Consider the following 26,416-nt stretch of genomic DNA (forward strand, 5'->3'; position numbering starts at 1 on the left):
AAAAGATATTTATCAGAAAAGTCATGATCAAGCTAGAGGTTTAAAGACTGATCGGGTTCCAATTATTTTTATTAATAAATATTTTACACAATTCATACCAGGTAAGCAACAGAGCTACGCCACTACTACCGAATCATTACCGCCTTTTTCAATCTGTCCCTGAAAAGGTCTTAATTTTAGGGAAATACAGTTAAAGGAATCCATTCGTAGGTGTTGACAATGCCTTGAAAATAATCATTAATAGTTTCTCTGGAATAGGGAACAACACCATCTTCACCAAACCAACGTTCATAAATTGTCACCGCTTGTTGTTGGTCGCTAACGATCCCTTCCATGAATTTTAATAAGGTGTAATTCACTGTATCGCGCCATTTAGAATCATTTTCGGGTAAAGTACAGGCATAGGATTCGTAGGCGTAGGGATAGGAGGGAACTATGGCTAAATTATTAGGATTTTTAGCACTTTTCCTTAAACCTTCTAGGGTAATGCCATCACTGGCAAAACCATCAATTTCTCCCGCTTCTAGTTTTTGTAAACCCTCGCCACGATTTTTAACTTTGACCAAAATAGCGGCGGGTTGTTGGGTTTTAATTACCGATTCATTAGTAGTATTGGCAATCACTCCAATGCGTCTGCCTGCCAGGCTACCGATGTCATCGAGATTACTACCTTTGCGGGTGAGCAATTGAGTACCACCGGCAAAGTAACTAACGGAAAAATCCACTTCATTTTCTCTTTTCCAAGTAAAAGTAGTGGAGCCACATTCGATATCGATAACCCCTGTTTTCAACTTTTCAAAACGATTTTGGGGATTAATCTCAACAATTTTTAACTTAATTGGTTTTCCTAACTTCCGTTCGGTTTCCTTGCGAATTAACTCTAACATATCAAGGCTGTAACCCACCCACTTGCCCTGGGAGTTGACAAAACCAAAGGGAATAGCATCTTTACGAGCGCCGGCAGTAATTACCCCAGTTTTTTGAATGCGATCGAAGATTGCTCCCGCAAGGCTAGAATGGTTACTGGTGACGGTTAAAGCTACTGTCATCGTCATGACGGCAAGTGTACGCTTCATTTTTTTCCCTAATCTGAAAGTGGCTCAAGTCTGGGACTGTTTTAGGAGACTGAGAGTTTCCCAGAGGAAGATTTTTTAGCGGCGATTGCTGGGGACAAAAAAAGAGGAGAGATGTTACTCTCTCCCCCTTTTAGTTTTTTCGACAACATTTTAAATTGTTTTTTCAGTTGTCGCTGTCGGGCCGAACCGCCCTTGCCTTTGTCGTTACGTCCCTGACGGCGGGGGGACTCCCATCGCTTAAGTCGCATAGTTTTTAATTCCAATTTAGTCAGTTATATTTTTTATTGTAACAGGTTTAACGTCAGTTTGGATTAAGGAATGCTGAACTCTAGTTAACCAACCTTGTCCACCTAATTAGTATTTTCCCATGCTTAGTCAGCAACTTTGGCACAGCCATCAAGATCTAGTACAAGCTTGTCTAGAACACCCTTTTGTGCGATGTATCGCCACAGGAGAGCTTAAACGGGATTGTTTCGCTTTTTATGTCGGTCAGGATGCTTTTTTTCTGGAATCTTTCGCCCGTGCTTACAGTATCGCCGCCGCTAAAGCTCCCGATTGGCAGGGATTTACTAGCTTTCATCGGTTAGCGGCGGGGGTATTAAAGGAGTTAGAATTACATGAAAATTATGCTTTACAGTGGGGAGTTGACCTGAGAAAGGTTCAGCCCGCTAATGCCACCCGTCGCTATACGGATTTTCTTCTCGCTACCGCTTGGATGGGTGACATCGGTGCGATTGCTGTGGCGATGAGTCCCTGTATGCGTCTTTATGCTTATCTGGGTCAACAATTAGCCTTAGAACCAATTTCTGAGAATCCCTATCAAGCTTGGATTGATAGTTATAGTGGGGATGAATTTGAAGCTTTAGCAAGCCAGTTAGAGGAATTGGCGGATAAATACACCCTGATGACCGAAAATATCTCTTTATCCTATCGTTATGCCCTTAGTTGTGAACTGGATTTCTTTAGTGCCGCCTGCAGCTGGGGCAAATCTTAAAATTTTTCCGTCACAATGTTAAGAAATATAAATGACGCTAAGATTAAGGTAAGCAAAATCGTCATTATAAAAATAATGTTCCCTTCGCAACCCGCCGAAAACGAACTCCTGAAAACCATCTTGGAACCTCTACTAGAGGATTTCACCTATTGGTTTTCCCGTTCCCGTCTTCTCCTCGAATCCGAGAGATTATCCTTTCTCAGCCTCGAGGAACAAAACGATTTATTAGCAAGAGTCAAAAACGCCCAACAGGAGGTAGCCACGGCTCATTTACTCTTTAAAACCACAGGTGGTCAGGTGGGTATCGAGGCCAAGATGTTGTTGCCTTGGCACCAGCTGGTGGCAGAGTGTTGGGGGGTCAGCAGTCGTCGTCGTCGATTACAGGGTTGGGGAGAATATCAATCTCCTCAAACTGACGCTTAACCTGAAACTTTTTTGGTAAGCTAGAGAATTGAGCGAATTTTTAGCATAAAGTTTTGGCAATTAGGAATATTCACACATAATTCATGGGAGACTCGGCCAATGTTACATCTGCTCTATATCCTCGCCTTCACAGTTATCGCTTTTTTGACCATTAATAATTTAATTCGGAGTCTGATTACTGTCAGCATGGATTCCCAGAAACGTCCTGCTAAATCGGCTAATTCCTATAATCCCTACGGTTATCCCATGACTTCCCATCCAGAACTTTTGGACGAGGCCGGACAACCGATTAATGAACCTCTGTTAGTGATTCGTTCTCTCACTGTCGAAGATGCTCGTCAACAGTTAGATGCTATTTATAATTCTTCTCCCAGTGCTACCAAAGAGCAAGATGAAGAAATCTAATTGGGGTTGGCTGAATAAATCTAAAAATCTTGTTGGGTAAGACTTTGAGACCTTTTTGAAATCCAAAAGTGCTAGGCAAGAGAGTGATCAGGGGGAAAATTCAGGTGCTTTTTCCCCGAAAATTAGGTAATTGACCTCCTCAAAATCGGTAAAACCCTGCACCCCACACCCCACACCCTGCCCCCACCAGCAAACTTTTTCAGCAGACCCTAATTGGTTCTAGAATGGCAGTCCTTGAAAACAGATATATTTATCTACACGGTTTTGCTTCTAGCCCCCAATCAACAAAAGCGCAATTTTTGAGACATTGTTGGCAAAAGAGGGGTTTAGCAATGGAAATTCCCGATCTTAACGGTGATGACTTTTCTAGCTTAACTCTCACTCGTCAGATTGTTCAAGTCGGCCCGTTGATTCAACAATCTCAGCTTCCTGTTACTCTGATTGGTTCCAGTTTTGGCGGTTTAACGGCAGCTTGGCTGGCAGAAACTTATTCTCAGGTGCAAAGGCTCGTTTTATTAGCTCCGGCTTTTAATTTCAGGCCGATTTGGTTAGGACAATTGGGAGCAGAAACCCTAGCCAATTGGCAAAAATCTGGGAGTTTATCGGTTTATCACTACGGTTATCGCCGTTATCTGCCAATTGATTACAAGTTGATCGAGGATTTAGCCAATTATCCCCTAGAAAAGTTGATCAGGCAGCTGCCTACCCTGATTATTCCTGGTCGTGCCGATGAGGTGATTCCCCTAGAAAATAGTCGCCATTATTGCATGAATCGCCCTTGGCTGAAATTAAGCGCATTAGATAGTTAAAGATGCCCGCACTACTACATCTTATACCTAATTTAAATGCAGGACAGCTGACGACGGCTTTGTGCTAAAATGTTTTCAGGAGACTTGAAACGGACCTGGAGGAAGGCGTAAGACTACCGCTAAGGTAGCGGCATCCAGTGAAGCGTCAACAGACCTGAAGATCGTTCAATTAAGTTTGTTTGATCTGCCCGGAATCACCGTCCGATCAAGGCGGTGAGGATGTCAACGCAACCGTTCAATCCACATCACTATTACCACAGAAAAAAAATCAAATGCAACCCAGCGACAAAAGTGTTTTAACCCCTGAAGAACGGCTTCAAATTTCATTTTTACTCAAAGTAAGTGTTTTAACCCCTGAAGAACGGCTTAAACTTTCATCTTTACTCAAAGCAATGGAAAGCAAAGAACAGGCTCTCCGCAACCTTGACCCGATGGTGTTGGATCTTTCGATTCGCGAGCCTGCTGTAGGTTCCCCCATAGGCCATGTTCTTGAAAACAAACTCGCCCTTTTAAGCCTGGCGAGAAAATTCGGCTTTAAGGAGATTTTACTGGCAACTTTCAATGTGTCGATGCCAGAGATTGAGCAAGTTGACGATGCCTTCTGCAAATTACTCAACGAAAGGAAAGAAGACCTGACAGGTACTTTTGGATTCGCCTCGCCCGGGAAGTTTTCCGCTGACCAAAAGGTGTTTAATGCAGACATCAGCATGGAGAAGCTGAAAAAATATAAAATCCCTAACGCTATCTTTGATCTTGACATCACTAAGGCCTACGTCCGCGTAGAAGACCGCGACAATTACCTACGGGAACTTGCCGCCACCATTAAATGGACTCATGAAAATATACGCGGTGATAACGGAGGCGCTCCCCGCGTGTATATCAACTACCAGGATGGTGTAGATGCGTTTTTCGAGGATTGGGAATGGGTGGCAAGGGTTACGAAGTTTCTAGCGACTCAACCCATCGCCGCCATTCTCTACGAGGATGGAAAAGGAACGGCGCTACCTTTCCAGATCGCCACATTGACCGCCATGATCAAAGGACTTATGCCGCCCAATATCAAATTGCTAGTGCATATGCATGCGGGAAATGGTATGGAAAATGCGTCAATCATGGAAGCTTTGTTAAACGGAGCCGATGGCATTTGGGCTGGTTTCACACGCGAGGCAGCAACCAATGGTCATGCGCCAAGTTCCGAGCTGTTGGCGAATCTGCGCCGACTCGGCAACCAAATAGTGGAGAAAAAGTATGCTTTCAAGCAAATGGTTCCCATCGCCCACGAAATGACCAAAATCAACACTGGAGAACAGACCCAACCCGATGTTCCGATTATCGGCAGGAATGCCTACCGGACAATCCATACGTTTTTCATGCAAGACAAGAATCAAAAAATGGATTTGGCCCCAGAAGCCATAGGTGCCAAACCAGGCTGGCGCATCACAATGAGCAGCGACAATGCAGTATTGCGCAATCGTTTGAACGAAGTGCGGCCCGGCACGGAACTTGACGACGCGACTGCAAATCGTATGCGCGCCCTGTTGCGTAGCGATCTGATGGCAGGCAAGCGCATCGCCTATGACGAGCCGAACAACCTGATCGACCTATACGTTCGCGCTACAACCAAGCCTTAAAACTTAACGCGAGTCGAATTGGTCTGTGAATATCGAAAAATTTCCCTATCTGGATTCGGTCAGGGATTTCTGAAAATTCCAGAAGAGCATTAATATTATGGAAATGTCTAATAATAATGGTTCTTCGGTTTGTCTTATGCAATGTCTGTCTCTATAAGGAATGAAACCCTTATAGAGACAGACATTGCCGCAATTTTTGTCAATTGTTGGCGATCTGGACGAACTAATCAATTAAATCTCTTGCCAGATAAGGATTTAGTCGATTTATGCCCCCATATCGAACCATGCCAAGTCCCGAAGAGCCAGAATAATCCCCCTTTTATCTGAAAAAGAGGGATTTATAGCGGTTCTCGCATCTGGGCGGCACACTTAAACCTTTGCTGATTAAGCTGTTCAGGATCGGGAATGTACCTCTTGTGAATCAGAAACGCTATATTTAGTCCAAATTTGTTAGATTGAGAGGAAAGTTTTCACGCTTCTCAGTCTCAAGACAAGAGGTTTTCTCCTGATATATTGCCACTACCAAAGTCCGCGGATAGGAGATACACTAGGCTCGGGAGCAGGTTGGGGAGCAACTTCAGTAAAGGTTCTGGTTTCCGGGGGTAAAGCGGGAAGTCCCCAAGCGGGTTGTTTTTCGTTGATTTCTCTTAAAAGTTGCGAGCGAGTGCTACTGACGGCGATTTCTGATTTTAGTTTCAAGCGGGAAACCCAATAGGGACGAGCTTTACCCACATAAACTAATTTGCCATCTACCACTTGCAAAATCACGTCATCACCACCAGTGGCATCCCCAACAATACGAGCGGTGGTTCCGTCGGCAAAGTCACCACTGAAAATTTCTTTGCCATCCACTGTTACAGGTCTGATCAATTGGATGGACATAATGCCACCCACGGTTCCCCGGACGCGACCTAGTACATAGTCACCGGGGTTGAGTTGTGGCTCACCTCTGTAGGTGTTATGGCCGCGCAGTTGACTGATCAGGATTTCGTTATTTTGTGGTCCTGCTTGTACGGGTACAGCACCAACGGTAGTTAGGGCAACTAAACCGGCAAAACCAGCGACAAGGGAAATTTTGTTAAACACAATTACCTCAAGCAAAAAGTTAGTAAATTGTCTATAGACGTTTTAGATTATAACCTAGTTCCCAATTTTGTCTATATTGCGAAATATTAGTTTAATAATTTCTCGATCGAGCGGTTGGAGGTTTCAGTTATCAGTTATCAGATTGCAGTTTTAAGTAGACAGTGTTGGGTGAAAACTTCGGTGTCTTCTGGACATCAGGTGAAAAATGTTCACCATGTCACATAATGGGCGCAAGCAGTTCGATAAACTCACTGACCACCTTGCGCCCCTACAGCCGGCACGATGTTAATGGTAGGGACATAAGGCTTATGCCGTTTTTTCGATAAGATAAGCTTATCACTTTAACTCCAATATAACCAAACTTGGGAGCTTTCTTTTCACTGATTACTGATTACTGTTTACTGCTCACTGAAAAACCCCCACCCCCCCACTTCCCCTGAAAACTGGATTAAGCTAGGCTCTAAGACCGCTCGACATTGCTGAATAATTCAGGATCGAGGGTGGGTAGTTCGATATCTTTTTCTGCTGGGGAAGAGGCCAACTGGAAGCGGTTTAAGGTTTGTTGAACGCGATCAAAAATGGTGATTTTTTGCTCGCTATTGTTCTGGGGTTCGGGAATAGGTTCCACTTCTAGCGGAGGCTGAATCCCAGAGGCCGGTTCGTTAATCTCCTTTGTCTCTGGTATGGTGGTTAGGGGAGATTCGATCGCTTCAGGGGTTTCCTCCACCTTTTCGATTGTTTCTGTCTCTACTGGTTTTTCTTCCACGATTGGGCTTTCTGGCTCAATAACAGGGGTTTCCTCAACTATAGGGCTTTCTGGCTCAATAACAGGGTTTTCTTCCACGATTGGGCTTTCTGGCTCAATAACAGGGGTTTCCTCAACTACAGGGTTTTCTTCCTCAACTATAGAGGTTTCTGGTTCGATAACAGGGGTTTCTTCCTCTGGAGTGGGAATAGTTTGATAGTTGGGATCAACGATGCTACGGGCAATTGTAGGGGATAAATCGCCGCGGACTAATTGACTGAGGCCGTCTTGGTAAGAGGGATCAAAGCTAATCACGCGCACGCTGGTATTAAACTCGTTTTCGACTTTATTTCCCTGACCATCGATGAATTCTAGTTGTACCCAGTTATTGCCCTTGGCAAAACCCTTGAGATAAATCGGTTCCCAAGTATCAAGCAGAAAACTGTCACCGTTGACAGTGACACGAATGCGCCAATCTTGAAGATTATTATCTTCGTTGGCAGTATTGGACAGACGTAGGGGAGCATTACTCAGATAAAAATCGAGCAGGATCGGTTCTGCACCGTAGATTCCTTGCGGACTACTGTAGGTCAACAGGGGTAAGTTATAATCAGGGGCATTTTTGCCTGTTTTTGTCAGAATATGAAAGGTTGTTTCAGCGAAGGCCCCATCATTTTTAAAACTTTCCTGCCAAGGACGCAGGGCCAAGACGCGCAGGGTATGAGTACCTGGGGCAAGATTTTCTAGGATAATCGGTTGCTTGAGGTCGTAAATAGCTGCTGCTGGTTCATTATCGACAATTAGACTCAAGTGGGGTCCTAATTTCAGGGTATCGTCTTGGAAAATTGGCAGATCTGACACTTGTAGTTTAACTATCACCTGGGTGTCATCGAAAACTTGTTCGGCCAGAGGACTGAGAATCGTTACTTGGGGAGCGTAACGCTCTAAACTGGGGCGCAGTTCCTGAATTAGGGCCGGGGGAGCAACCTCAGAAATGCGGCCTTGGACGACGGGAAGATTAGAGGTTTCGGAAGTGGGGAGATTGGTAGCCGTCAAGCGATCGCCACAGGCGGTTAACAGAATGGTCAGTAAACCGATCACAAGACATATACGAAGGGTTTTGACTGGGATTAATTTATGTAGTAGGGATAGCACGTTCCTCCTAGAGCCAAGGCCAAAATCTATACAAACCATTGATTTTTGCTAGAGTCATTGAATGCTCTGGTGTCAGCAAAAGCGCGAGAAGATCAGGTTATGGCCTCAATTTTACAGAATTGTTTGATTGTTTTTTGAGAATCTATCTATTGAATTTTCTATATGGTCTGGTGAGGGAGAAAAAGGGGAAATCGGCTTCTGGGGCGACAATTAATAAACTTTTGTAAAGAAAAATTACCGGTCTGACCCTGACTAAGACCGTCCATAGCAGAAAATGTCTCTCCTATCAAGGATTGAGAGAATTTTAATTATTGTTAAGCACAACGAACAGAGGAGAGAACAAAGACTTATCATCTACTATTGATGCTTTCGACTGGAATCTCACCCAAGAGGAAAGTCAAGCGACATTAACAAAAGGTGGGTCAGATTTCAACTTGCCTTTTTTAGGTTAAAAAATCTATCCTCAAATAAAACGCTAAGTCTATTGTCGAGAGAGGAGAATCCTCATGGCACTCCCCCCCAAAGAGGCGGTAGCTAAAGTGATTGTAGATAAAGACCCAGTACCTACTTCCTTTGAGAAGTGGGGTCAACCGGGGCATTTTGATCGCACTTTAGCCAAAGGACCCAAAACCACTACCTGGATTTGGAACCTACACGCCAACGTCCACGATTTTGATAGTCAAACCAGCGATCTAGAAGATATTTCTCGGAAAATCTTCAGCGCCCACTTCGGACATCTCGCCGTTGTCTTCGTTTGGCTAAGTGGAATGTACTTCCACGGCGCGAAATTTTCTAACTATGAAGCTTGGTTAACCAACCCGCTGGCCATCAAACCCAGCGCCCAAGTGGTCTGGCCGATCGTCGGTCAAGGCATCCTCAACGGCGATGTGGGCGGCGGTTTCCACGGTATTCAGATCACCTCTGGTCTGTTCTACCTCTGGCGCGCCTCCGGGTTCACCAACAGCTATCAGCTATACTGCACCGCTATCGGTGGTTTAGTGATGGCGGGCCTGATGCTGTTTGCCGGTTGGTTCCATTACCACAAAAGCGCACCGAAACTGGAATGGTTCCAAAACGTGGAATCGATGATGAACCACCACTTGGCGGGTTTACTCGGCTTAGGTTCCCTAGGTTGGGCTGGTCATCAGATTCACGTTTCTTTACCGGTGAACAAACTCCTCGATGCGGGAGTCGCTCCCCAAGACATCCCCTTGCCCCACGAGTTCATTCTCGAACCGAGCAAGATGGCGGACTTATATCCCAGTTTCGCCCAGGGTTTGACCCCCTTCTTTACCCTTAACTGGGGTGCTTACTCGGATTTCCTCACCTTCAAAGGTGGCTTGAACCCCGTGACCGGTGGTCTCTGGCTTTCCGATACCGCTCACCATCACTTGGCGATCGCTGTATTATTCATCATTGCTGGTCATATGTACCGTACCAACTGGGGTATCGGTCACAGCATGAAGGAAATCCTCGAAAACCACAAAGGTCCCTTCACCGGTCAAGGTCACAAAGGACTGTACGAAATCCTGACCACCTCTTGGCACGCTCAGTTAGCGATTAACCTGGCTCTCTTAGGTTCGCTAACCATCATCGTGGCCCACCATATGTACGCCATGCCGCCCTATCCCTATCAGGCGACTGACTACGCCACCCAACTATCCTTGTTTACTCACCACACTTGGATCGGTGGCTTCTTAATCGTCGGTGCGGGAGCGCACGGAGCGATCTTCATGGTACGGGACTACGATCCGGCCAAAAACGTGGATAACCTGCTCGATCGGGTGATCCGTCATCGCGACGCAATTATCTCCCACCTGAACTGGGTATGTATTTTCCTCGGCTTCCATAGCTTCGGTTTATACATTCACAACGACACCATGCGGGCTTTTGGTCGTCCCCAAGATATGTTCTCGGATACGGGAATTCAACTACAACCCATCTTTGCCCAATGGGTACAAAGTCTCCACACCCTAGCCCCCGGCAACACCGCTCCTAACGCTCTCACTACCGCTAGTTATGCTTTCGGTGGCGACGTGGTAGCAGTGGGTGGCAAAGTGGCCATGATGCCGATCACTCTCGGTACTGCCGATTTCCTCGTGCATCACATCCACGCCTTCACCATCCATGTCACCGTGTTGATTCTCCTCAAAGGGGTTCTCTACGCTCGTGGTTCCCGTCTGATTCCCGATAAAGCGAATCTCGGTTTCCGTTTCCCCTGCGATGGTCCCGGTCGCGGCGGTACCTGCCAAGTTTCGGGTTGGGATCACGTCTTCCTCGGCCTGTTCTGGATGTACAACTCCATCTCGGTTGTAATCTTCCACTTTAGCTGGAAAATGCAGTCCGATGTCTGGGGAACCGTCGCCCCCGATGGCACTGTCACCCACGTTACCCTTGGTAACTTCGCCCAAAGTGCCATCACCATCAACGGTTGGTTACGCGATTTCCTCTGGGCGCAAGCAGCGCAAGTCATTAATTCCTATGGCTCCGCTCTGTCTGCCTACGGAATCATGTTCCTAGCCGGTCACTTCGTCTTCGCGTTTAGCTTGATGTTCCTGTTCAGTGGTCGCGGCTACTGGCAAGAATTAATCGAGTCGATCGTCTGGGCGCACAACAAGTTAAGAGTTGCCCCCGCTATCCAACCTCGCGCCCTGAGCATCATTCAAGGTCGTGCCGTTGGTGTGGCTCACTACCTCTTAGGCGGTATTGTCACCACTTGGGCATTCTTCTTGGCCAGAAGTCTCTCGATTGGCTAAACTTGCCTATAAGGGCTTGCCAGTCCCCCGGGGATTGGCAAGACTAGGCTCAACAGGCGTCGATTGACCGATACCTCTGTAAGCGTTTCCTATTACAGTGGGTGAATTTAAAAAAGGAAATAACCAGCACTCGTGTAAGAGCCTCAGTTATTTAGAGAGGAGAATTTCCTAAACAGCTATGGCAACTAAATTCCCTAAATTTAGCCAAGATCTAGCCCAAGATCCGACCACCCGTCGGATTTGGTACGGGATCGCCACAGCCCACGATTTTGAAAGTCATGATGGCATGACGGAAGAGAATCTCTACCAAAAGATTTTCGCGTCGCACTTCGGCCACATTGCAATCATTTTCCTGTGGACTTCCGGCACTATATTCCACGTCGCTTGGCAAGGTAACTTCGAGCAGTGGATCAAAGATCCCTTAAACATCCGTCCCATCGCCCACGCGATTTGGGATCCCCAGTTCGGTAAAGGCGCTGTAGATGCCTTCACCCAAGCTGGCGCTTCTAACCCTGTTAACATCGCCTATTCCGGGGTTTACCACTGGTTCTACACCATCGGTATGACCTCCAACCAAGACCTATACCAAGGTGCGGTGTTCCTGCTGATTCTCTCGGCGATTTTCCTCTTTGCTGGCTGGTTACACTTACAACCTAAGTTCCGTCCTAGCCTCGCTTGGTTCAAAAACGCTGAATCTCGCCTGAACCACCACCTCGCCGCTCTGTTCGGTGTTAGCTCTCTGGCTTGGACCGGACACCTCGTTCACGTTGCTATCCCCGAATCCCGCGGTCAGCACGTTGGTTGGGACAACTTCCTCTCCACTCCCCCCCACCCGGCGGGTTTACTACCCTTCTTCACCGGTGACTGGAGTGTGTATGCAGAAAACCCCGATACTGCTAACCACATTTTCGGTACTGCCCAAGGCGCGGGAACTGCGATCCTCACCTTCTTAGGTGGTTTCCATCCCCAAACCGAGTCCCTCTGGTTAACCGATATGGCTCACCACCACTTGGCGATCGCTGTGATCTTCATTGTGGCTGGTCATATGTACCGCACCAACTGGGGCATCGGTCACAGCATCAAGGACATCCTCAATGCACACAGACCACCCAGTGGTAAGTTAGGAGCCGGTCACAAAAATCTTTATGACACGGTTAACAACTCTCTCCACTTCCAACTCGGTTTGGCTCTCGCTTCTTTAGGCGTGATCACCTCTCTGGTGGCGCAGCATATGTACGCGCTACCCCCTTATGCCTTTATCGCTAAGGACTACACTACCCAAGCGGCTCTTTATACGCACCACCAATACATCGCTGGTTTCCTAGCGGTGGGTGCTTTCGCTCACGGTGCTATCTTCTTCGTGCGTGACTATGATCCCGAAGCGAACAAAGATAACGTGCTGGCGCGGATGCTGGAGCATAAAGAAGCGATCATCTCTCACCTAAGCTGGGTTTCCCTTTTCTTAGGTTTCCACACCCTCGGCCTCTACGTTCATAACGATGTGGTCGTCGCTTTCGGTACTCCCGAAAAACAAATCCTGATCGAACCTGTGTTCGCTCAATTCGTGCAAGCAGCTTCGGGTAAAACCCTGTACGGCATGAACGTACTGTTGTCTAACCCCGATAGTATCGCTTACACCGCCTATCCCAACTACGGTGATGTTTGGTTACCCGGTTGGCTAGACGCGATCAATAGCGGCACTAACTCCCTCTTCTTAACCATCGGTCCTGGCGACTTCCTCGTTCACCATGCGATCGCTCTTGGTTTACACACCACCGTTCTAATCCTGGTTAAAGGTGCTTTAGACGCTCGTGGTTCCAAATTAATGCCCGATAAAAAAGACTTCGGGTATTCCTTCCCTTGCGACGGTCCTGGCCGTGGCGGTACTTGCGACATCTCTGCTTGGGATTCCTTCTACCTAGCCATGTTCTGGATGTTGAACACCTTGGGTTGGTTAACCTTCTACTGGCACTGGAAACACCTCGGTGTCTGGTCGGGTAACGTGGCTCAGTTTAACGAAAACTCCACCTACCTGATGGGCTGGTTCCGCGATTACCTCTGGGCTAACTCGGCTCAGTTAATCAACGGTTACAACCCCTACGGTGTTAATAACCTTTCTGTCTGGGCCTGGATGTTCCTCTTTGGACACCTCGTTTGGGCAACCGGTTTCATGTTCCTGATCTCTTGGCGTGGTTACTGGCAAGAGTTGATCGAAACTATCGTTTGGGCCCACGAACGCACTCCTCTGGCGAACCTCGTTCGTTGGAAAGACAAACCCGTGGCTCTCTCGATCGTTCAGGCTCGTTTGGTTGGTTTAGCTCACTTCACCGTTGGCTATATCTTCACCTACGCCGCCTTCTTGATCGCCTCCACTGCTGGCAAGTTCGGCTAAACCTTGAATTAGGTGACTAAAAAACCCCCCGCCCATTGGTGGGGGGTTTTTTGTTTATGATTGATCATAAAAGCGCGGCTCAATCTCAAAAATCTATGCAGTGGGAAGAATTAAAACAGCTTTATGATCAGGACTTTGTTTTGTGGATTGAGCGAACCACCGAACAAATTCGACGCGGGGAGATGAAAAATTTAGATTGGGAACATCTTTTAACGGAGATAGAAGATTTGGGGCGAGAACAAAGAAACCAAGTGGAAAGCTATCTAATTCAAACCGTTAAACATTTATTGATTTATCAGTATTGGCTGACTGAAAAAGGTAATTGTGGCCGGGGATGGGCCGATGAAATCGATAATTTTCGTCTAGAACTAGAAATTTTATTCCAGTCAAAAACCCTCTACAATTATGGGGCTTCTAGGCTAGATATAATTTATGATAAAGCCAAGCGATCGGTGATCAAAAAAACTGGTTTATCTGTTGATACGTTTCCGCAAGTTTGTCCTTATACCTTTGCAGAAATTATAGATTTTGATTTTTTACCAGTTCAGAACACGAGAATTAAAGGCAAGAAAGAAAATTATCGTTATAATGAAGTTGTGGCTTATTCTTGAATCAGCTTATTCTGTCAGCGATAGAGTATTATGGGTCAAAAATCTTACGAAGTTTTCCAAGCAGTGGAAAATAAAGCTAACCTTCTAGCGGGTTATTGGGGTGACTTCAAAACGGAGATTATTCAGCATTTGCCTGAATCCTATCATGGTGAAATCCACGAACTTTCTAGTAATCTAGAGAAAGCTTTAGAAGTTTTAATCAATGAATTGCGCCATCCTACCCTGATTTTAGCGACGACTGGCACGACGAGCAGTGGGAAGAGTACCCTAGTTAATTTCCTCTGTGGTGCTGATATTGTGCCGATGGCACAGCGAGAAATGAGTGCAGGAACAGTTACCATTGAGTATAGCGAAGAAAAGACTTTAATTATTGAAAAAACACCGGGGGCGTTGTGGGAATGCGGGAAATGGGAAAAGATTAGCGACGAAGATATTTATAGTCGCTTAAAACAGTTAATGAAGGCTTATATTAAAGCCAGAAAAAAACAACCTGATTTAGCTTATCCTCGATCTATTATTTATTATCCTTTTAGACTGGTTAAAGATGAAAGTTTCTTAGAATTGCCTAAAGGGGTTAGAGTTAAATTATTAGATTTACCCGGGTTATCTTATGTAGGAGATGAGGGAAATATTGGGATTATCAAACAATGTCGTGAAGCTTTATGTTTAGTAACATATAACAGCGCAGAAACAGATCCTTATAAAGTTGATAATCTGTTATCAGAAGTTGTTGATCAAGTTAAAGATTTAGGCGGCTCTCCTGCACGAATGCTATTTATTTTAAATCGGATTGATATATTCAGATCAGATGATGATTGGCAAGAAAGTGAAAGTGAGTTTGTTGAAGAAACGACTGAAAACATTAAGGAAAAACTGATCGAGAATTTAAGAGAATATACAAAAGATATTGAAAATTTGAGAATTGTAAAACTGAGTACATGGCCAGCTTTATTGGCTTTACAAATTCAGGATAATAAGAAATTGCTTCAGGATCTGTTAGAGGAATTACCTAAAAGAGAGGAAAATTGGTCAGAGCATGATCAAACTAGACTTGAGAAAGTATTAAAACCCTATGAGCAAGCCATAGATAACTTTCAAGTTTTAATTAAAGAAATCATGAAGCGAGGAAACTTAAGTCTTGATGCTAAACAATGGACTATCTCTCAACAAGAACAAATTGCCAAAGAGTTATTCAAACAATCCTATGCAGAAGAATTTGAAAAGAAACTAAGCAAGCACATAGCAGAACATTTTCCTAAATTAGTTATTCCCCAAGCTATAGAAAAATTTAATGTAGCGGCGGGAAATAGTATTGCACAATGGGCAGTACAAACTACTACGGCAATTCTTAACAGTTCGGAAGAAAATTATCAGCAAGAATCTGAATTGTTATCACAAACAAAAGAAAATCTTGATTCTTTTCTCCAAGCTAGTGATGCCAAATTAAGACAGCCCCTAGCCGTTTTTGAAAAATTAGATATTGATACCAAAACAGCCGATAATTTAGTAGCTAGTTTAAGAGAGGCTATCAATGAACTTCAATTTACTCCCCCTTATGACCAAATTCAAGAGAAATTAGTTCCCTTAGTTGAGTGGAGAGAGGCACTAAAGACTGTTATTAGAAACGTCTTAGAAGCAGTAGTTAAATCTTTAGATAATGGCAGAGTTGATTTGGACAATATCAACTTTAAAAAGGCCAATGTTAATCAGGTTAATATGCTAAAAAACAACTTGGATATCCTGATTCAATTGGGCTATACAGGTTCAGATGCAAGAAATGGTTTATTAATCACAGCAAAAAGGGATAAAGAGAAATTAAGTCTTCAAATAATTAAAAAAGAGTTAAATAATTTATCAATTAATCTAACTATCATATTATCGCAAATATTAAAGAGAGTGTCTGCTCAGGAGATTAACAGAATAGAGGAATCTGTATCTGAATTGTTTAGATTTCATATTAAACATATAGAAAAGGGTGCTGAAGAAAAAGCACCAAATTTTGTTATAAAATTTCCACAATCTGAACTTAATACATTTACTAGAAAACTGGAATTTGATTTTAATTTGGAGTCTGATATTGAAATCAGTTCTGGTACTTACAGAAGTTTTAAACACTGGCTATGGATGAAAAAAAAGGAAAGCATGATTGCAGAAATTCCAAGCACTGAAACTCTTTTACAGAATTGGATTCATCAATTCCAGCAACAGGGCGAACCTGAAATGTTATGTTCAATGTTTGAATGGCTATTAGAACAGATTGATAATTTAAAAAAAAATGTAGATCATAAAACCCATGACATTTTTAATAGCTATTTAGCCAGCCTAGAAAAAGCTCAACAGGAAATAACTACTAACTACGAGGAAACACAAATTATATGGAAACCTATCCAAGAAAGAGCTAAATTTTTAGAACAAAGCCTTGCGGAATTAGAAAATTTTGAAAAAGAGGAGGTGAATTAGTGAATAATAAATATTTTTCGAGTATTTGTAAAGATGTTTTTGCAATTGTGTATCCAAAAATAAAATCTAAAAAAGGAGGTGTACTCTATCATGTTTTAAGTATTATTCTTGAAAGAGAAGAATCTCAGAGAGATGATCTATGTCGTTATTTTGGAATTAATCAATCCTCTTGTTTAGATGAAGATAAAAGGTTGTCTGGTGAATTTCTTAATGATGTAACAAAGCTCGTTTATGTAGAAAGGCTTAAATTCGGGGACTTTAATTCAACAAATCTTGCAACTGGCATAAGTGATATCTTAGATAACGTTGATCTAACAAAATCAAATCAATCAAAGGAAGAACGCCAAATGGAATTAATTATTACAGTAGCTTGTTTAATGGTAGGGGCATTTACTTGTTTTAAATATCTACAAAGGACTCGTTCTAAAAATGAAATTAGTCCGACAGCTTCTTTATGTCTAGCTGTTCCTGCATCAGAAGTTTATAATTTACATGAAGGGTATGATCTTAATAGAGATGATGTTGTAAGATTAATTGATTGTGCTACAGAATTTTTATGTGTGCCAGAGTATAAAAAAATATCTGTAGAGACTATACCGGAGGAAGGACGCTCTCCTGAAAGTCGATTAAAATTCTACGTTAGAATTAATCTCAAAAATGGAGGTAATATCATTGGTAAAGAAACTCAGTATGGAATGAAGCGAGAACTTCCACTTAATGTAACAGGAAAAGTTATACAGATAGGGTTTCTCAAAAATGTCTCTATTCTCAGAGAATTCAACCGTATTTAAGGAGTTAATTTAATGGATTGGAAATCGGCCTCATCCTACTATGAAACCCGTCTCAGTGATGTCTTAAATATCCAACATTTTGCCGTTGACTTAGCCAAACTTCCCCAAGCTGAAGTTCCCTCTAAATTAACAGAAATCCTCCTGCAAGAGGCAATACCTGCTAACCGTCAACTCGAAAGACTGAGAAAAAGAGAATTTCGTATTGCTGTGGTTGGCTTAGAAAAGGCGGGAAAAAGTACCTTTATTAACGCATGGTTAGAATGTGATTTACTTCCTGCCAAAGGAGGAAGATGTACCTTTACCACCACGCAAATTTATTCCGTTAAAAGCGAATCTGAACAAAGATTAGAAGTGCAAACCCGCAGCGAAGAACAATTTATTCATCTTCTCAAAGAATTAGAAACCGTTGGCGCAAAAGAAGACTTAAACACCATTAGAGAAAACGAAATCACCCTAAAACAAGTCAGACGAGAAGGTAATTTAGTTATTCCTTTTACTCGACTAGAAGACATCCGAGAACAACTAAAAAAATACGTTGCTGATGAAAAATACGCCCATGCGGTCCTAGAAGCACGACTTTATACTAATAAACTCGCTCAAGCAGAAGGAATCGTCTTTTATGATGTTCCTGGTTCAGATTCTGGGTTAGCCAAGCACGTTGATGAAGCACAACAAATGTTATCAGACTGTGATGCAGTCATCGTGATTCAGCGTTTTCGCAGTATTAGAGAAGCCGAATTAGAAATTATTAAATTTACCGAACAAGGTGATAAGAATGTCACCATTGCTGATAAGTTATTTGTCTTTTTAAGTCATATTGACTCTCTTGGTAGCCCAGAAGCCCTTAAAACTCATATTACAGAAGCCTCTCAGGATTGGTCAAAACGCGCTAATTTACCGGTTAATCGCATTGTTTCTGGTTCAGCAGGAGCTTATTTAATCTTAAATAATCTGGCGGAAGAACCTACTCAATTAGAAATCGGAAAAGCCAGCAATATTCAAGATAAATTAAAAACTTTGACTGGAATTATAGATGATGAAATGTTAAGAACTCAAGCTACAGGAATCCCTGAAATTAAACAAAAAATCTTTAATTATATTAATACTGAGCGAGTAGCAATTCTCAAGAAACGCTGTGAAGCTTCCATTGATAAAATTGTCAGCACCTCAGAGGATATTCACCATTTTGTCAGTCAAAGATTTCCCGAAAATCCTGAAGAAGCACAACGCTTTGAAGAGGAAAGAAGAAGAATTGATTTTTCAGAATGGTGGCATAGAAAATGGGAACAGATAAAAGCTGATTTACAAAACTTTTATGAAACATCTGCCATTAACAAACCCTTAGAAAAAGTTAATAACGAATCTTCTAGTAGTATCGAAAAGTTTAAAGAACGCTATGGGCAACTGTTAGCCAGTGAAATGGCAAAATTAAGACAAGAAACTTTAAGAAAAAAAGAAATTATTTTTGATGCAAATTCTTTTCCAGACTTCGACAAGGCAAAAGCTAATTATGCTTGGCGGGATGACTTGTATGGGGATGTTAGAAAATTTTTGGATGCCCTTGCTCGACAATTAGCGGCAGAATTAAAAGATGAAGCTTTAAAATTAGTCGATTATATGTCCTCCTTATTATGGGGAAGTTCTCAAGTAAAAGAACGATTAATTGGTTATTCAGAACAGGAGTTTTTAACTCGCTTAGAAAATAGCTTATCAGTGTTATTTTTAAGATTTGCTCGTCCCGTTGCTGAAGCATTAATTCGCGGTCCTGTTAACAGTGATACCCGCAGCCAAATTGTCAAATCCTTAGGGGTTGATGTGGAACTGATTGATAACTATTATCAAGGAGATGAACCTGCTTTTAGAGTCTTAAAAAAATACGTTAAGTATGGTTCTGATTTACTCTTTAATCCTAATCTTCGTCAACAGGTGCTAGGTGTAACAGAAATTGCCAAAAACGTTATCGGAATGACGGTAGATACAGTTGGGGTTAATTGGATCGATTTGGCTGACCAATTAACCCCACCCAGAGAGGTTGTTACCTTTGAAGTAACTAATGATATTAACGCTTTTGAAGAATATCTACGCCATGGTATTTTTGAAGCTGCAGGATTTGAGTCCTACTGTATTCAAGAATTAAGAGGATTAGTGGATATTTTTCGAGAAAAAGAAGGAACATGGGCAGGTGTCGCCCAAAACGAATGGTATAAGGAGAATCCTCAGCTTGTAGCAGAATTACCCGCTAATTTGAAATCTCAAGAATTTAATTTAGAAGTTAGTGAACGACTGAGACAATTAGCAATTGCCTTGAAAAGAAATAGTTCCTCTTAATAACGTCAGTTCGGGTTAGGGGAATTTTCTCAGGACTCGGACGGGAGAAGGAAAGTTTTAACCCGGGACAGGATCAAGCTTTCAGCTAATCCAGGATTCGGGTTAAATAGACTCTAATAGATTGTATCCCGTTGACGGGCGGGGCGATCGAGGGATTTAATCGCCGTTTCTAACTCCTCGAGGGTCAAACAGGTACCGCCCAAGGCCCCGGCCATAGTGGTAATATGTTCTTCCATGAGAGTACCACCGAGATCGTTGCAACCCCAGTTTAAGGCTTCTGTCGCCCCCTGTAAGCCCAATTTTACCCAACTGGGTTGATGATTTTTAATGCTATTGCCCAGATAAATCCGCGCCACTGCTGTTAATTTTAATGTATCGGCTAAAATTGGTTGATCCCGTCCGACTCGATTTCTCAGGGGTTTGGGGGCCGATTGTCCCACAAAAGGCAATAAAATAAATTCGGTGATTTTAGCCGGATAATTATTTTCTAGGGCGATTTCTTGCTGTTTTCTAATTTTTTCAAGGTGCTGCACCTGTTGACTAGGGGTTTCAATATGACCGCAGAGCATGGTACTGGTGGTATGTAACCCCAAGCGATGAGCAATACCGACTATTTCTAACCAAGTGGCGGCATCGATTTTTTCTGGACAAATTACCCGTCTTACCTCATCCACTAACACTTCGGCAGCCGTCCCCGGTAGAGAATTCACTCCTGCTTCTTGCAGGGAAGCGATAACTTTTTCGTAACTTAAACCGTCTTCTCTAGCGATAAATTGGACTTCTTGGGGCGAAAAAGCGTGTAAATGCAGGTTGGGAAAGGCTTGTTTCAGGTTTTTAACAATTTCTAGGTAATAGTCTAAGGAATTGCCCTTAATCTTGGCTTTTGGGTTTAATCCTCCCTGCATACAAATTTCCGTCGCCCCACGATGGACAGCATCCGCCGCTTTAGCGATAATTTCCTCTAAATTAAGCCAGAAGGCCCCTTCTTCATTTTCATCGCGTCTGAATGCACAAAAACTGCAATGCTGCTCACAAATGTTACTAAAATTAATGTTGCGATTGATCACGTAGGTGACGGTATCTCCCACCTGTTGACGACGCAAAAAGTCGGCCGTTTCCCGAATCTGGGCAATTAAACGGTTATCGGTAGTTTCTAGCAAGATAATCGCTTCTTTTGCCGATAAATTCGCCCCTGACCGCGCTTTTGCCAAAATATCGGTTACGGGTGCGGTGATGGAGGAGTTAGTCACGGGAAATAAATATTGAGGGTTGCCGATCCTAATTGTAGAACGAGGTCAGAAGGAACAGTAAAGAAAGAGAGCCGATTTAATCCTTTTTCTGTTCCCTATTCCCTTGTCTGCACGCGGTAATTTCCGGTTGAGAGCCTTTATTGCAGGGTGGTTTGTTTTTCCTGTTCTTTTTGTTGACGTTTTTTCTTTTCCGCTTCTAGAGCATCTTCGATAACCTTGAGCAGCTGATCCATTTTATCGAGATTACCGCGATAAACATCGAGGTCTTTTTGCAGTTTTTCGCTGGAGAGATGCAGAATTTCTGAGAATTTTTGCAAAATTGGTTCGCGTTTTTCTTTTTCCTTGATTATGTCTGGTTGTGCTTCGGCTAAAATAGTATAAAGACCGATGGCAAACAGGCGACTATACTTAAACTTAGCCGCGTTGATCACCGAAACTAAACTATCAGACAACTGATTGTTACCACCTAGGGCAGGGTTTTGCAGTTGGGAAAGCAAGGAATCAATATTAGTTTCTTTGGCAATAGCGATCATATTTTCGGCATCATGACGATAGACTTCGGGATTACCGTTAACCGCTTGGCACAAAGCATTAAAAATATTCGGTTTATCTTCCCCCGGACGATAGCCTTCCATGAACTTCTCGAAAGAAGTAACCACACCAAGGGCATAAATTGGATCATAATGGAAATCTACATTAACAGAGAGCAGGTGCATCTCGACTAATAATTCCTCAACCACGCGCCGATACACCGAATTGATGGGGCGGGTGTGGCGAGTATAAAAATCACGCTTACTATCGGAAACAGTACGAATTTTGTCCACAGAACCAAACTTCATAAAAATTTAACACTGCTCTCATTTTCCCCCTTCTCGTTCCCCCTGACAAGGCCGGTGATCACCAAAGAGCCACCAGCAGTCAGTCCAGAGAAAGCAAAAGAACGAGTAAGATATAAAGATAAGGACATGGAAAAATCGAGATAATTAGCCGATACTGCCTCTACCAATCGCTTTTTTACTTTTCACTTTTCACTTGACTATATGGCCAATCAAGACGACAAAATCAAAATTATCACTGATAACCGGCAAGCACGCCATCTCTACGAGATTTTAGAGACTTTTGAAGCGGGGGTGCAGTTGCTGGGGACCGAGGTTAAATCTGTGCGCGCTGGTAAGGTAAACCTGCGGGATGGTTACGTTTTAGTCCGCAATGGTGAAGCGGTGTTAATTAATGTTCATATTTCCCCCTACGAACAGAGTAGCGAATATTTTAATCACGATCCGCGCCGGACGAGAAAATTGTTGATGCACAAAAAGGAAATCAGCAAACTCATCGGTCAAGTGGAACAGAAAGGCTTAACTCTTGTGCCTTTGAAGATGTATTTTAAAGGTAGTTGGGTAAAAATCAGCATTGGCCTCGGTAGAGGCAAGAAATTACACGATAAACGCGAAGATTTGAAACGTCGTCAGGATCAACGGGATATGGCACGAGCGATGAAGCGTTAACCAAGACACTTATCGGACTGGCAAAGGTCTAGGTAAGAAACGAGCGAGTTTTGTTAGAGTTGAACTGTATTCGGCTCCTTGCAGCCATCACCATCCCCCTCACCTTGGATTGAAATTTATGTTAAAACTCTTGACAAAAGTAATTAAATATGCTAGGACACCCGCTTTGATCGCTCTATCCTTAGGGGTGGGTGCGGGAATTATTTTACCAAAAATAACTTTAGCCAATGGCAACCCCGGCCTAACAATTTTTAGTGGAGTCGATCGCAAGGATATATTAGATTATTTTTTGCAATTTGGCGGTCGTCCCAAGCAAATGGATCGTTATAAACTCTATATTCCCGCGAAAAAACTCTCCCAAGGGGCTTCAGCTTTTTTTATTTCCTATCCCGATTATTTTAACGGCCAGTTTGACACCAATAAAATCGAGGTACGCATCAACGGCAAATCTTTACCTTTAAAGGAAGTGGTTTGGGATAAGGATAGTCGCGTTATTCAAATTGTCCCCGAACAAGCGATCGATCCCACCAGCAAAGTTGAAATCGTCATGTCTAATGTCAGAAATCCTGAATTAGGCACTTATTACTTTACCTGTGATGTGACTGCCTCTGGCAATATTCCCGTCCGTCTCTACGTCGGTACTTGGATTGTCAGTATTGAACCTTAAACTATTTATGGGACTTGCGCTTTGATAATGTACCTTTTGGGCGAACGCAGTTCGCCCCTACATTGTGGACAAAATCCGTTACTGTAGGGGCAGCAATTCTCATTTTGAAATAAATAGAGCATTAACCCCGATTTTGGCATGGGCAATATAGTACAAAGTAACTATTTTTGAGGAGAGGCGGTCACTAAAAAAACAATTGGTTGGACAAATTAAGTATAAATACTCAAGCAATCAAAGGGGTTGGCTGAGAACGAACGGGGTTAATTCAGGAAGATAGTTCTGTTTTTAGAATAGGGAATTCAAGGGAAATAAAAATTTATAATTATTGTCAGCTAAGGTAAAATGGGTGAGATAGAAATCCACCAGCACGTCAAATTATTCCAAGATGGCTCAAAAAGCGGCAACCCTAGAAGTTTCGGAGTTAATGCAATTTTTACGTCAAGAATTAGATGATTTACCCGAGGAGAGAAAACCTGGAAATAATAGAAAATATGAGGTAGAAGATGCCGTGATGGCTGCATTTTCAGTCTTTTTTACTCAGTCGCCGTCTTTTTTAAACCATCAACGTTTAATGAAAAGTAATAAGGGAAAAGATAATGCTGAAAGTTTATTTTCAATTGAAAAAATTCCTGGGGATAATCAAATAAGAAATCTGTTAGATCCAGTGCCAGCCTCTAATGTCTCTAGGACTTTTCAAAAAGTCTATCAATGGTTAAAGGAAAAGGGAGTTTTGGAAAAGTTTCTCTACTTAGATGGAGAAATTTTAGTGGCGTTAGATGGCACAGAATATTTCTCATCCAAGAAAATTAATTGCCCTCATTGTAACTGTCGTAATCATCGAAATGGAACTACAACTTATTTTCATGGCTGTGTCACGCCTATGGTGGTTTCTCCTAAGCAAAAACAAGTAATTAATTTAGAGCCAGAATTCATTAAAAAACAAGATGGAAATCAAAAACAAGACTGTGAAAATGCGGCCGTTAAAAGATGGTTAAATAAGAATCATAAAAATAAGTATGGTTATCCTGTAACTCTTTTAGGAGACGACTTATATTCTCACGAACCTATTTGTGAATTAGCGGTAAAACAAGGTTATAGTTTTATTTTTGTTTGTTTAGAAACGTCGCATAAAACTTTATATGAATGGCTAGAATTTTTAGAAAAAAGTGGCGAAGTTAGGATCGTTGAAAAGAAACAATGGGATGGGCGAAAAAATCTAATTTATCGTTATCGTTATGCTTCTAGAGTTCCCTTAAGAGAAGGCGACTCAAGTCTCGAAGTTAATTGGTGTGAAGTGACTGTTATTAATGAGAAAACCCAGAAAACTATTTACCAAAATAATTGGATAACTAATCATAAAATCACGGAAAATAATGTCGAAGAAATTGTCAAAGCTGGACGCAGTAGATGGAAAGTTGAAAATGAAGGCAATAACGTTCTTAAAAATCACGGTTATAATTTAGAGCATAACTTTGGTCATGGTCAGAATCATTTGTGCGAGTTCTTATTGTCTTTGAATTTACTAGCTTTTTTATTTCATACCGTTTTGGATTTAGTTAATTACACCTATCAAAAGATTCGTGAGCTATTAGTAACTCGGACTTCTTTCTTTAATGATATTCGTACCCTATTAAAATTTATTTGGTTTAAGAATTGGTCGGAATTTTTCTCATTTATTCTAACCGAATATGTCCCATTTAAAAAAGTAAATTCTAGTTGAAAATGTCAGAACTCTTGAAGGAGAAAAAGAAAGTTGTTTATAAAAAAAACTAAAAATTTTGTTAGAATTTCATCCAGATTTATGAGTTGAAATCGATTTTTCATGGACAAAGTTCTTAAAACCTTTCTATCTCCAGCGTTGGATGATAATTATCTGTCAAAAAATAATGCTTCTACACAAGTTCTCTATTTAAATAAGAGAATTTTATCTGAATTTTTTTCAAAATGAGAATTGCTGCTGTAGGGGCGCAAGGCTTGCGCCCTCCGGATCGATCAGGTTTGCTGATCACCCTAAGTAGGGAGAGAGCCTTCCAGAGCCCCCGCAGCTAAGGGACTTGCGCTTTGATCCTGTGCCATCTAGCTGGTCTGATTCTTCTACAGAGCGATTTTCTGGCTGGGATATTATTCCCACGCAAGTCCCTAACTCCTCTAGATAAGTATTTTGGCTCACGCCCCTTCCTCTTTTGAGACGTTGTGACACTTAGGGTGCGGAATGTGGGTTAGATGTTAGTCACGACGATTGAAAATTGGTATATAATTCAACTAATTACAAATCGTTATTTTGAGGGGCTTTGCCATCGGGAGTGCAGATGACTTACCTATCCCAAAAACCTCTGATATTCGAGGATTTTTTACAAAAATATGGCAATGAATTTCGCTATGAATTAGCCGATGGAGAATTAATCGATATGGAACCGACCGGGCCGCATGAAACGGTTAGCGGTAAAATAGCGACCCACATTGGTATGGCTTTAATTAAAGCGCGAAAATCTTGGTTCATTCCCCGAACCTGTCTGATCCGTCCTTTTACCGATGCGGCCACGGCTCGTCGTCCCGATGTTGTCGTTCTCGATGAGACCGTTCTCGCCCTAGAACCCATCTGGGACAAAGAACCTGTAATTACCCTACCCCGATCGATTCAATTAGTTGTCGAGGTGGTCAGTAGCAATTGGGAGACCGATTACGCTCGTAAGGTGGAAGAATACGCGCTTTTTGGAATTCCTGAATATTGGATCGTCGATTATCGCGGATTAGGAGGAATTGCTTTTATCGGCAAACCCAAACAACCCACTTTTACCGTCTGCCAACTACTTGATGAAGTTTATCGGCAACAACAATACCGTTTGGGAGAACTGATTTCCTCTCCTATTTTTCCCGATCTTCAACTCTCTCTCAACGATGTTATGCCTCGTTGATTTGACACTCCCGTTGCACGACAGAAATTTACCATCCTTTTACCGAAATTACTCCTTACACTGATAGTTGGAAATTAGGAGATTTATCCTTATCATCGAGAAGTCAGTTAACTTTTATTTATGATTTAATCGAAGAATGGAAATTTGAGATGGTCTGGGAAAATGTAGCCCCTCTAAATGAAGAAAGTCAAGAGCCTGTACTACTGGATTACTACGGCAAACCTCCTGAACAGTATGGAGATGAATAGGAAGAAAATTATTGAATTTTATTCTATTTCTGGACTTCCCCGTTGACAAAAGGCCATAACCTATGCTGTAGGAGGGATTAAGAGAATTTCCGCCGCCCCGTTACTGGGTACAAATCAGGGAAACTCCCAATAAATCTAACGCTTTTTGTTGCAGTTGGGTCGGTCGAGT

At 42.6% G+C, this 26,416-nt stretch carries 19 protein-coding genes and 2 pseudogenes; 15 read left to right on the forward strand and 6 right to left on the reverse strand.

Translation table 11 applies throughout. From position 1 onward, the window contains the following. Positions 1–176 precede the first annotated feature (176 nt). Complete coding sequence (locus IM507_RS22210; RefSeq protein ID WP_069475684.1) at positions 177–1,076, reverse strand: amino acid ABC transporter substrate-binding protein; 900 nt, start codon at positions 1,074–1,076, stop codon at positions 177–179. Between the two features lie 41 nt (positions 1,077–1,117). Further along, on the reverse strand, positions 1,118–1,324 hold the full coding sequence (locus IM507_RS22215; protein WP_002732891.1) for a hypothetical protein: 207 nt from the start codon (positions 1,322–1,324) through the stop codon (positions 1,118–1,120). 119 nt (positions 1,325–1,443) lie between these two features. Between IM507_RS22215 and IM507_RS22220 the strand changes: the two genes are divergently transcribed. From IM507_RS22220 to IM507_RS22240, 5 genes are all read left to right on the forward strand, one after another. Continuing rightward, entirely contained in the window at positions 1,444–2,070 is a 627-nt protein-coding gene (locus tag IM507_RS22220; RefSeq protein WP_287637766.1) for a TenA family protein, read from the forward strand. Positions 2,071–2,085: 15 nt separating this feature from the next. Continuing rightward, positions 2,086–2,493 carry a DUF2605 domain-containing protein gene (locus IM507_RS22225; protein WP_002777118.1) on the forward strand — a complete coding sequence of 136 codons (408 nt, stop codon included), beginning with the start codon at positions 2,086–2,088 and terminating at the stop codon, positions 2,491–2,493. A gap of 99 nt (positions 2,494–2,592) precedes the next feature. Beyond that, complete coding sequence (locus IM507_RS22230) at positions 2,593–2,898, forward strand: DUF2973 domain-containing protein (protein ID WP_002732775.1); 306 nt, start codon at positions 2,593–2,595, stop codon at positions 2,896–2,898. A gap of 224 nt (positions 2,899–3,122) precedes the next feature. Beyond that, positions 3,123–3,707 carry a YqiA/YcfP family alpha/beta fold hydrolase gene (locus IM507_RS22235; RefSeq protein ID WP_287637767.1) on the forward strand — a complete coding sequence of 195 codons (585 nt, stop codon included), beginning with the start codon at positions 3,123–3,125 and terminating at the stop codon, positions 3,705–3,707. 272 nt (positions 3,708–3,979) lie between these two features. After that, the gene (locus tag IM507_RS22240) at positions 3,980–5,338 is read left to right on the forward strand and encodes a hypothetical protein (protein WP_002733101.1); all 1,359 of its coding nucleotides are present in this window, start codon (positions 3,980–3,982) and stop codon (positions 5,336–5,338) included. A 519-nt stretch (positions 5,339–5,857) separates the two neighbouring features. Here IM507_RS22240 and IM507_RS22245 read toward each other — a convergent pair. Next, positions 5,858–6,424 (reverse strand): hypothetical protein, encoded by a 567-nt coding sequence (locus IM507_RS22245; RefSeq protein WP_002733715.1) that lies wholly within the window; start codon positions 6,422–6,424, stop codon positions 5,858–5,860. A 460-nt stretch (positions 6,425–6,884) separates the two neighbouring features. Next, the gene (locus IM507_RS22250) at positions 6,885–8,363 is read right to left on the reverse strand and encodes a hypothetical protein (RefSeq protein WP_042790309.1); all 1,479 of its coding nucleotides are present in this window, start codon (positions 8,361–8,363) and stop codon (positions 6,885–6,887) included. A 467-nt stretch (positions 8,364–8,830) separates the two neighbouring features. Between IM507_RS22250 and psaA the strand changes: the two genes are divergently transcribed. From psaA to IM507_RS22280, 6 genes and pseudogenes are all read left to right on the forward strand, one after another. Continuing rightward, the gene (gene psaA, locus IM507_RS22255) at positions 8,831–11,080 is read left to right on the forward strand and encodes a photosystem I core protein PsaA (protein ID WP_002734764.1); all 2,250 of its coding nucleotides are present in this window, start codon (positions 8,831–8,833) and stop codon (positions 11,078–11,080) included. Between the two features lie 178 nt (positions 11,081–11,258). Next, positions 11,259–13,472: a photosystem I core protein PsaB gene (psaB, locus tag IM507_RS22260; protein WP_002732591.1), complete on the forward strand. Its 2,214-nt coding sequence runs from the start codon at positions 11,259–11,261 to the stop codon at positions 13,470–13,472. Between the two features lie 56 nt (positions 13,473–13,528). Further along, positions 13,529–14,017 (forward strand): annotated as a pseudogene (locus tag IM507_RS22265) (DUF29 domain-containing protein); the annotation flags it as partial. Between the two features lie 96 nt (positions 14,018–14,113). Further along, positions 14,114–16,543 (forward strand): dynamin family protein, encoded by a 2,430-nt coding sequence (locus tag IM507_RS22270; RefSeq protein ID WP_123229999.1) that lies wholly within the window; start codon positions 14,114–14,116, stop codon positions 16,541–16,543. After that, a complete protein-coding gene (locus IM507_RS22275) occupies positions 16,543–17,334 on the forward strand; it encodes a hypothetical protein (RefSeq protein ID WP_002733763.1) in 792 nt (263 codons plus the stop codon). The genes IM507_RS22270 and IM507_RS22275 overlap by 1 nt, the downstream gene beginning before the upstream one ends. Positions 17,335–17,346: 12 nt before the next feature. Next, positions 17,347–19,662 (forward strand): dynamin family protein, encoded by a 2,316-nt coding sequence (locus IM507_RS22280; RefSeq protein ID WP_002733186.1) that lies wholly within the window; start codon positions 17,347–17,349, stop codon positions 19,660–19,662. 113 nt (positions 19,663–19,775) lie between these two features. Here the strand turns inward: IM507_RS22280 and cofH are convergent, their stop codons facing one another. After that, positions 19,776–20,912, reverse strand: a complete 1,137-nt coding sequence (cofH, locus tag IM507_RS22285) for a 7,8-didemethyl-8-hydroxy-5-deazariboflavin synthase subunit CofH (RefSeq protein ID WP_287637768.1) — start codon at positions 20,910–20,912, stop codon at positions 19,776–19,778. A 137-nt stretch (positions 20,913–21,049) separates the two neighbouring features. Continuing rightward, the gene (psb29, locus tag IM507_RS22290; protein ID WP_002732851.1) at positions 21,050–21,736 is read right to left on the reverse strand and encodes a photosystem II biogenesis protein Psp29; all 687 of its coding nucleotides are present in this window, start codon (positions 21,734–21,736) and stop codon (positions 21,050–21,052) included. A 216-nt stretch (positions 21,737–21,952) separates the two neighbouring features. Here psb29 and smpB point away from each other — a divergent pair, with 216 nt between their 5' ends. The 4 genes and pseudogenes from smpB to IM507_RS22310 all read left to right on the forward strand — a co-directional run bounded on the left by smpB (position 21,953) and on the right by IM507_RS22310 (position 25,999). Next, the gene (gene smpB, locus IM507_RS22295) at positions 21,953–22,417 is read left to right on the forward strand and encodes an SsrA-binding protein SmpB (RefSeq protein ID WP_002732921.1); all 465 of its coding nucleotides are present in this window, start codon (positions 21,953–21,955) and stop codon (positions 22,415–22,417) included. 118 nt (positions 22,418–22,535) lie between these two features. After that, complete coding sequence (locus tag IM507_RS22300) at positions 22,536–23,084, forward strand: DUF2808 domain-containing protein (RefSeq protein ID WP_002754207.1); 549 nt, start codon at positions 22,536–22,538, stop codon at positions 23,082–23,084. Between the two features lie 385 nt (positions 23,085–23,469). Further along, positions 23,470–24,718: pseudogene (locus IM507_RS22305) on the forward strand (ISNCY family transposase). A 675-nt stretch (positions 24,719–25,393) separates the two neighbouring features. After that, a complete protein-coding gene (locus tag IM507_RS22310; protein ID WP_123229997.1) occupies positions 25,394–25,999 on the forward strand; it encodes a Uma2 family endonuclease in 606 nt (201 codons plus the stop codon). Positions 26,000–26,416: the final 417 nt, after the last annotated feature.

The organism is Microcystis sp. M20BS1 (assembly GCF_020245305.1).
Taxonomy (GTDB): Bacteria; Cyanobacteriota; Cyanobacteriia; order Cyanobacteriales; family Microcystaceae; genus Microcystis; species Microcystis ichthyoblabe_A.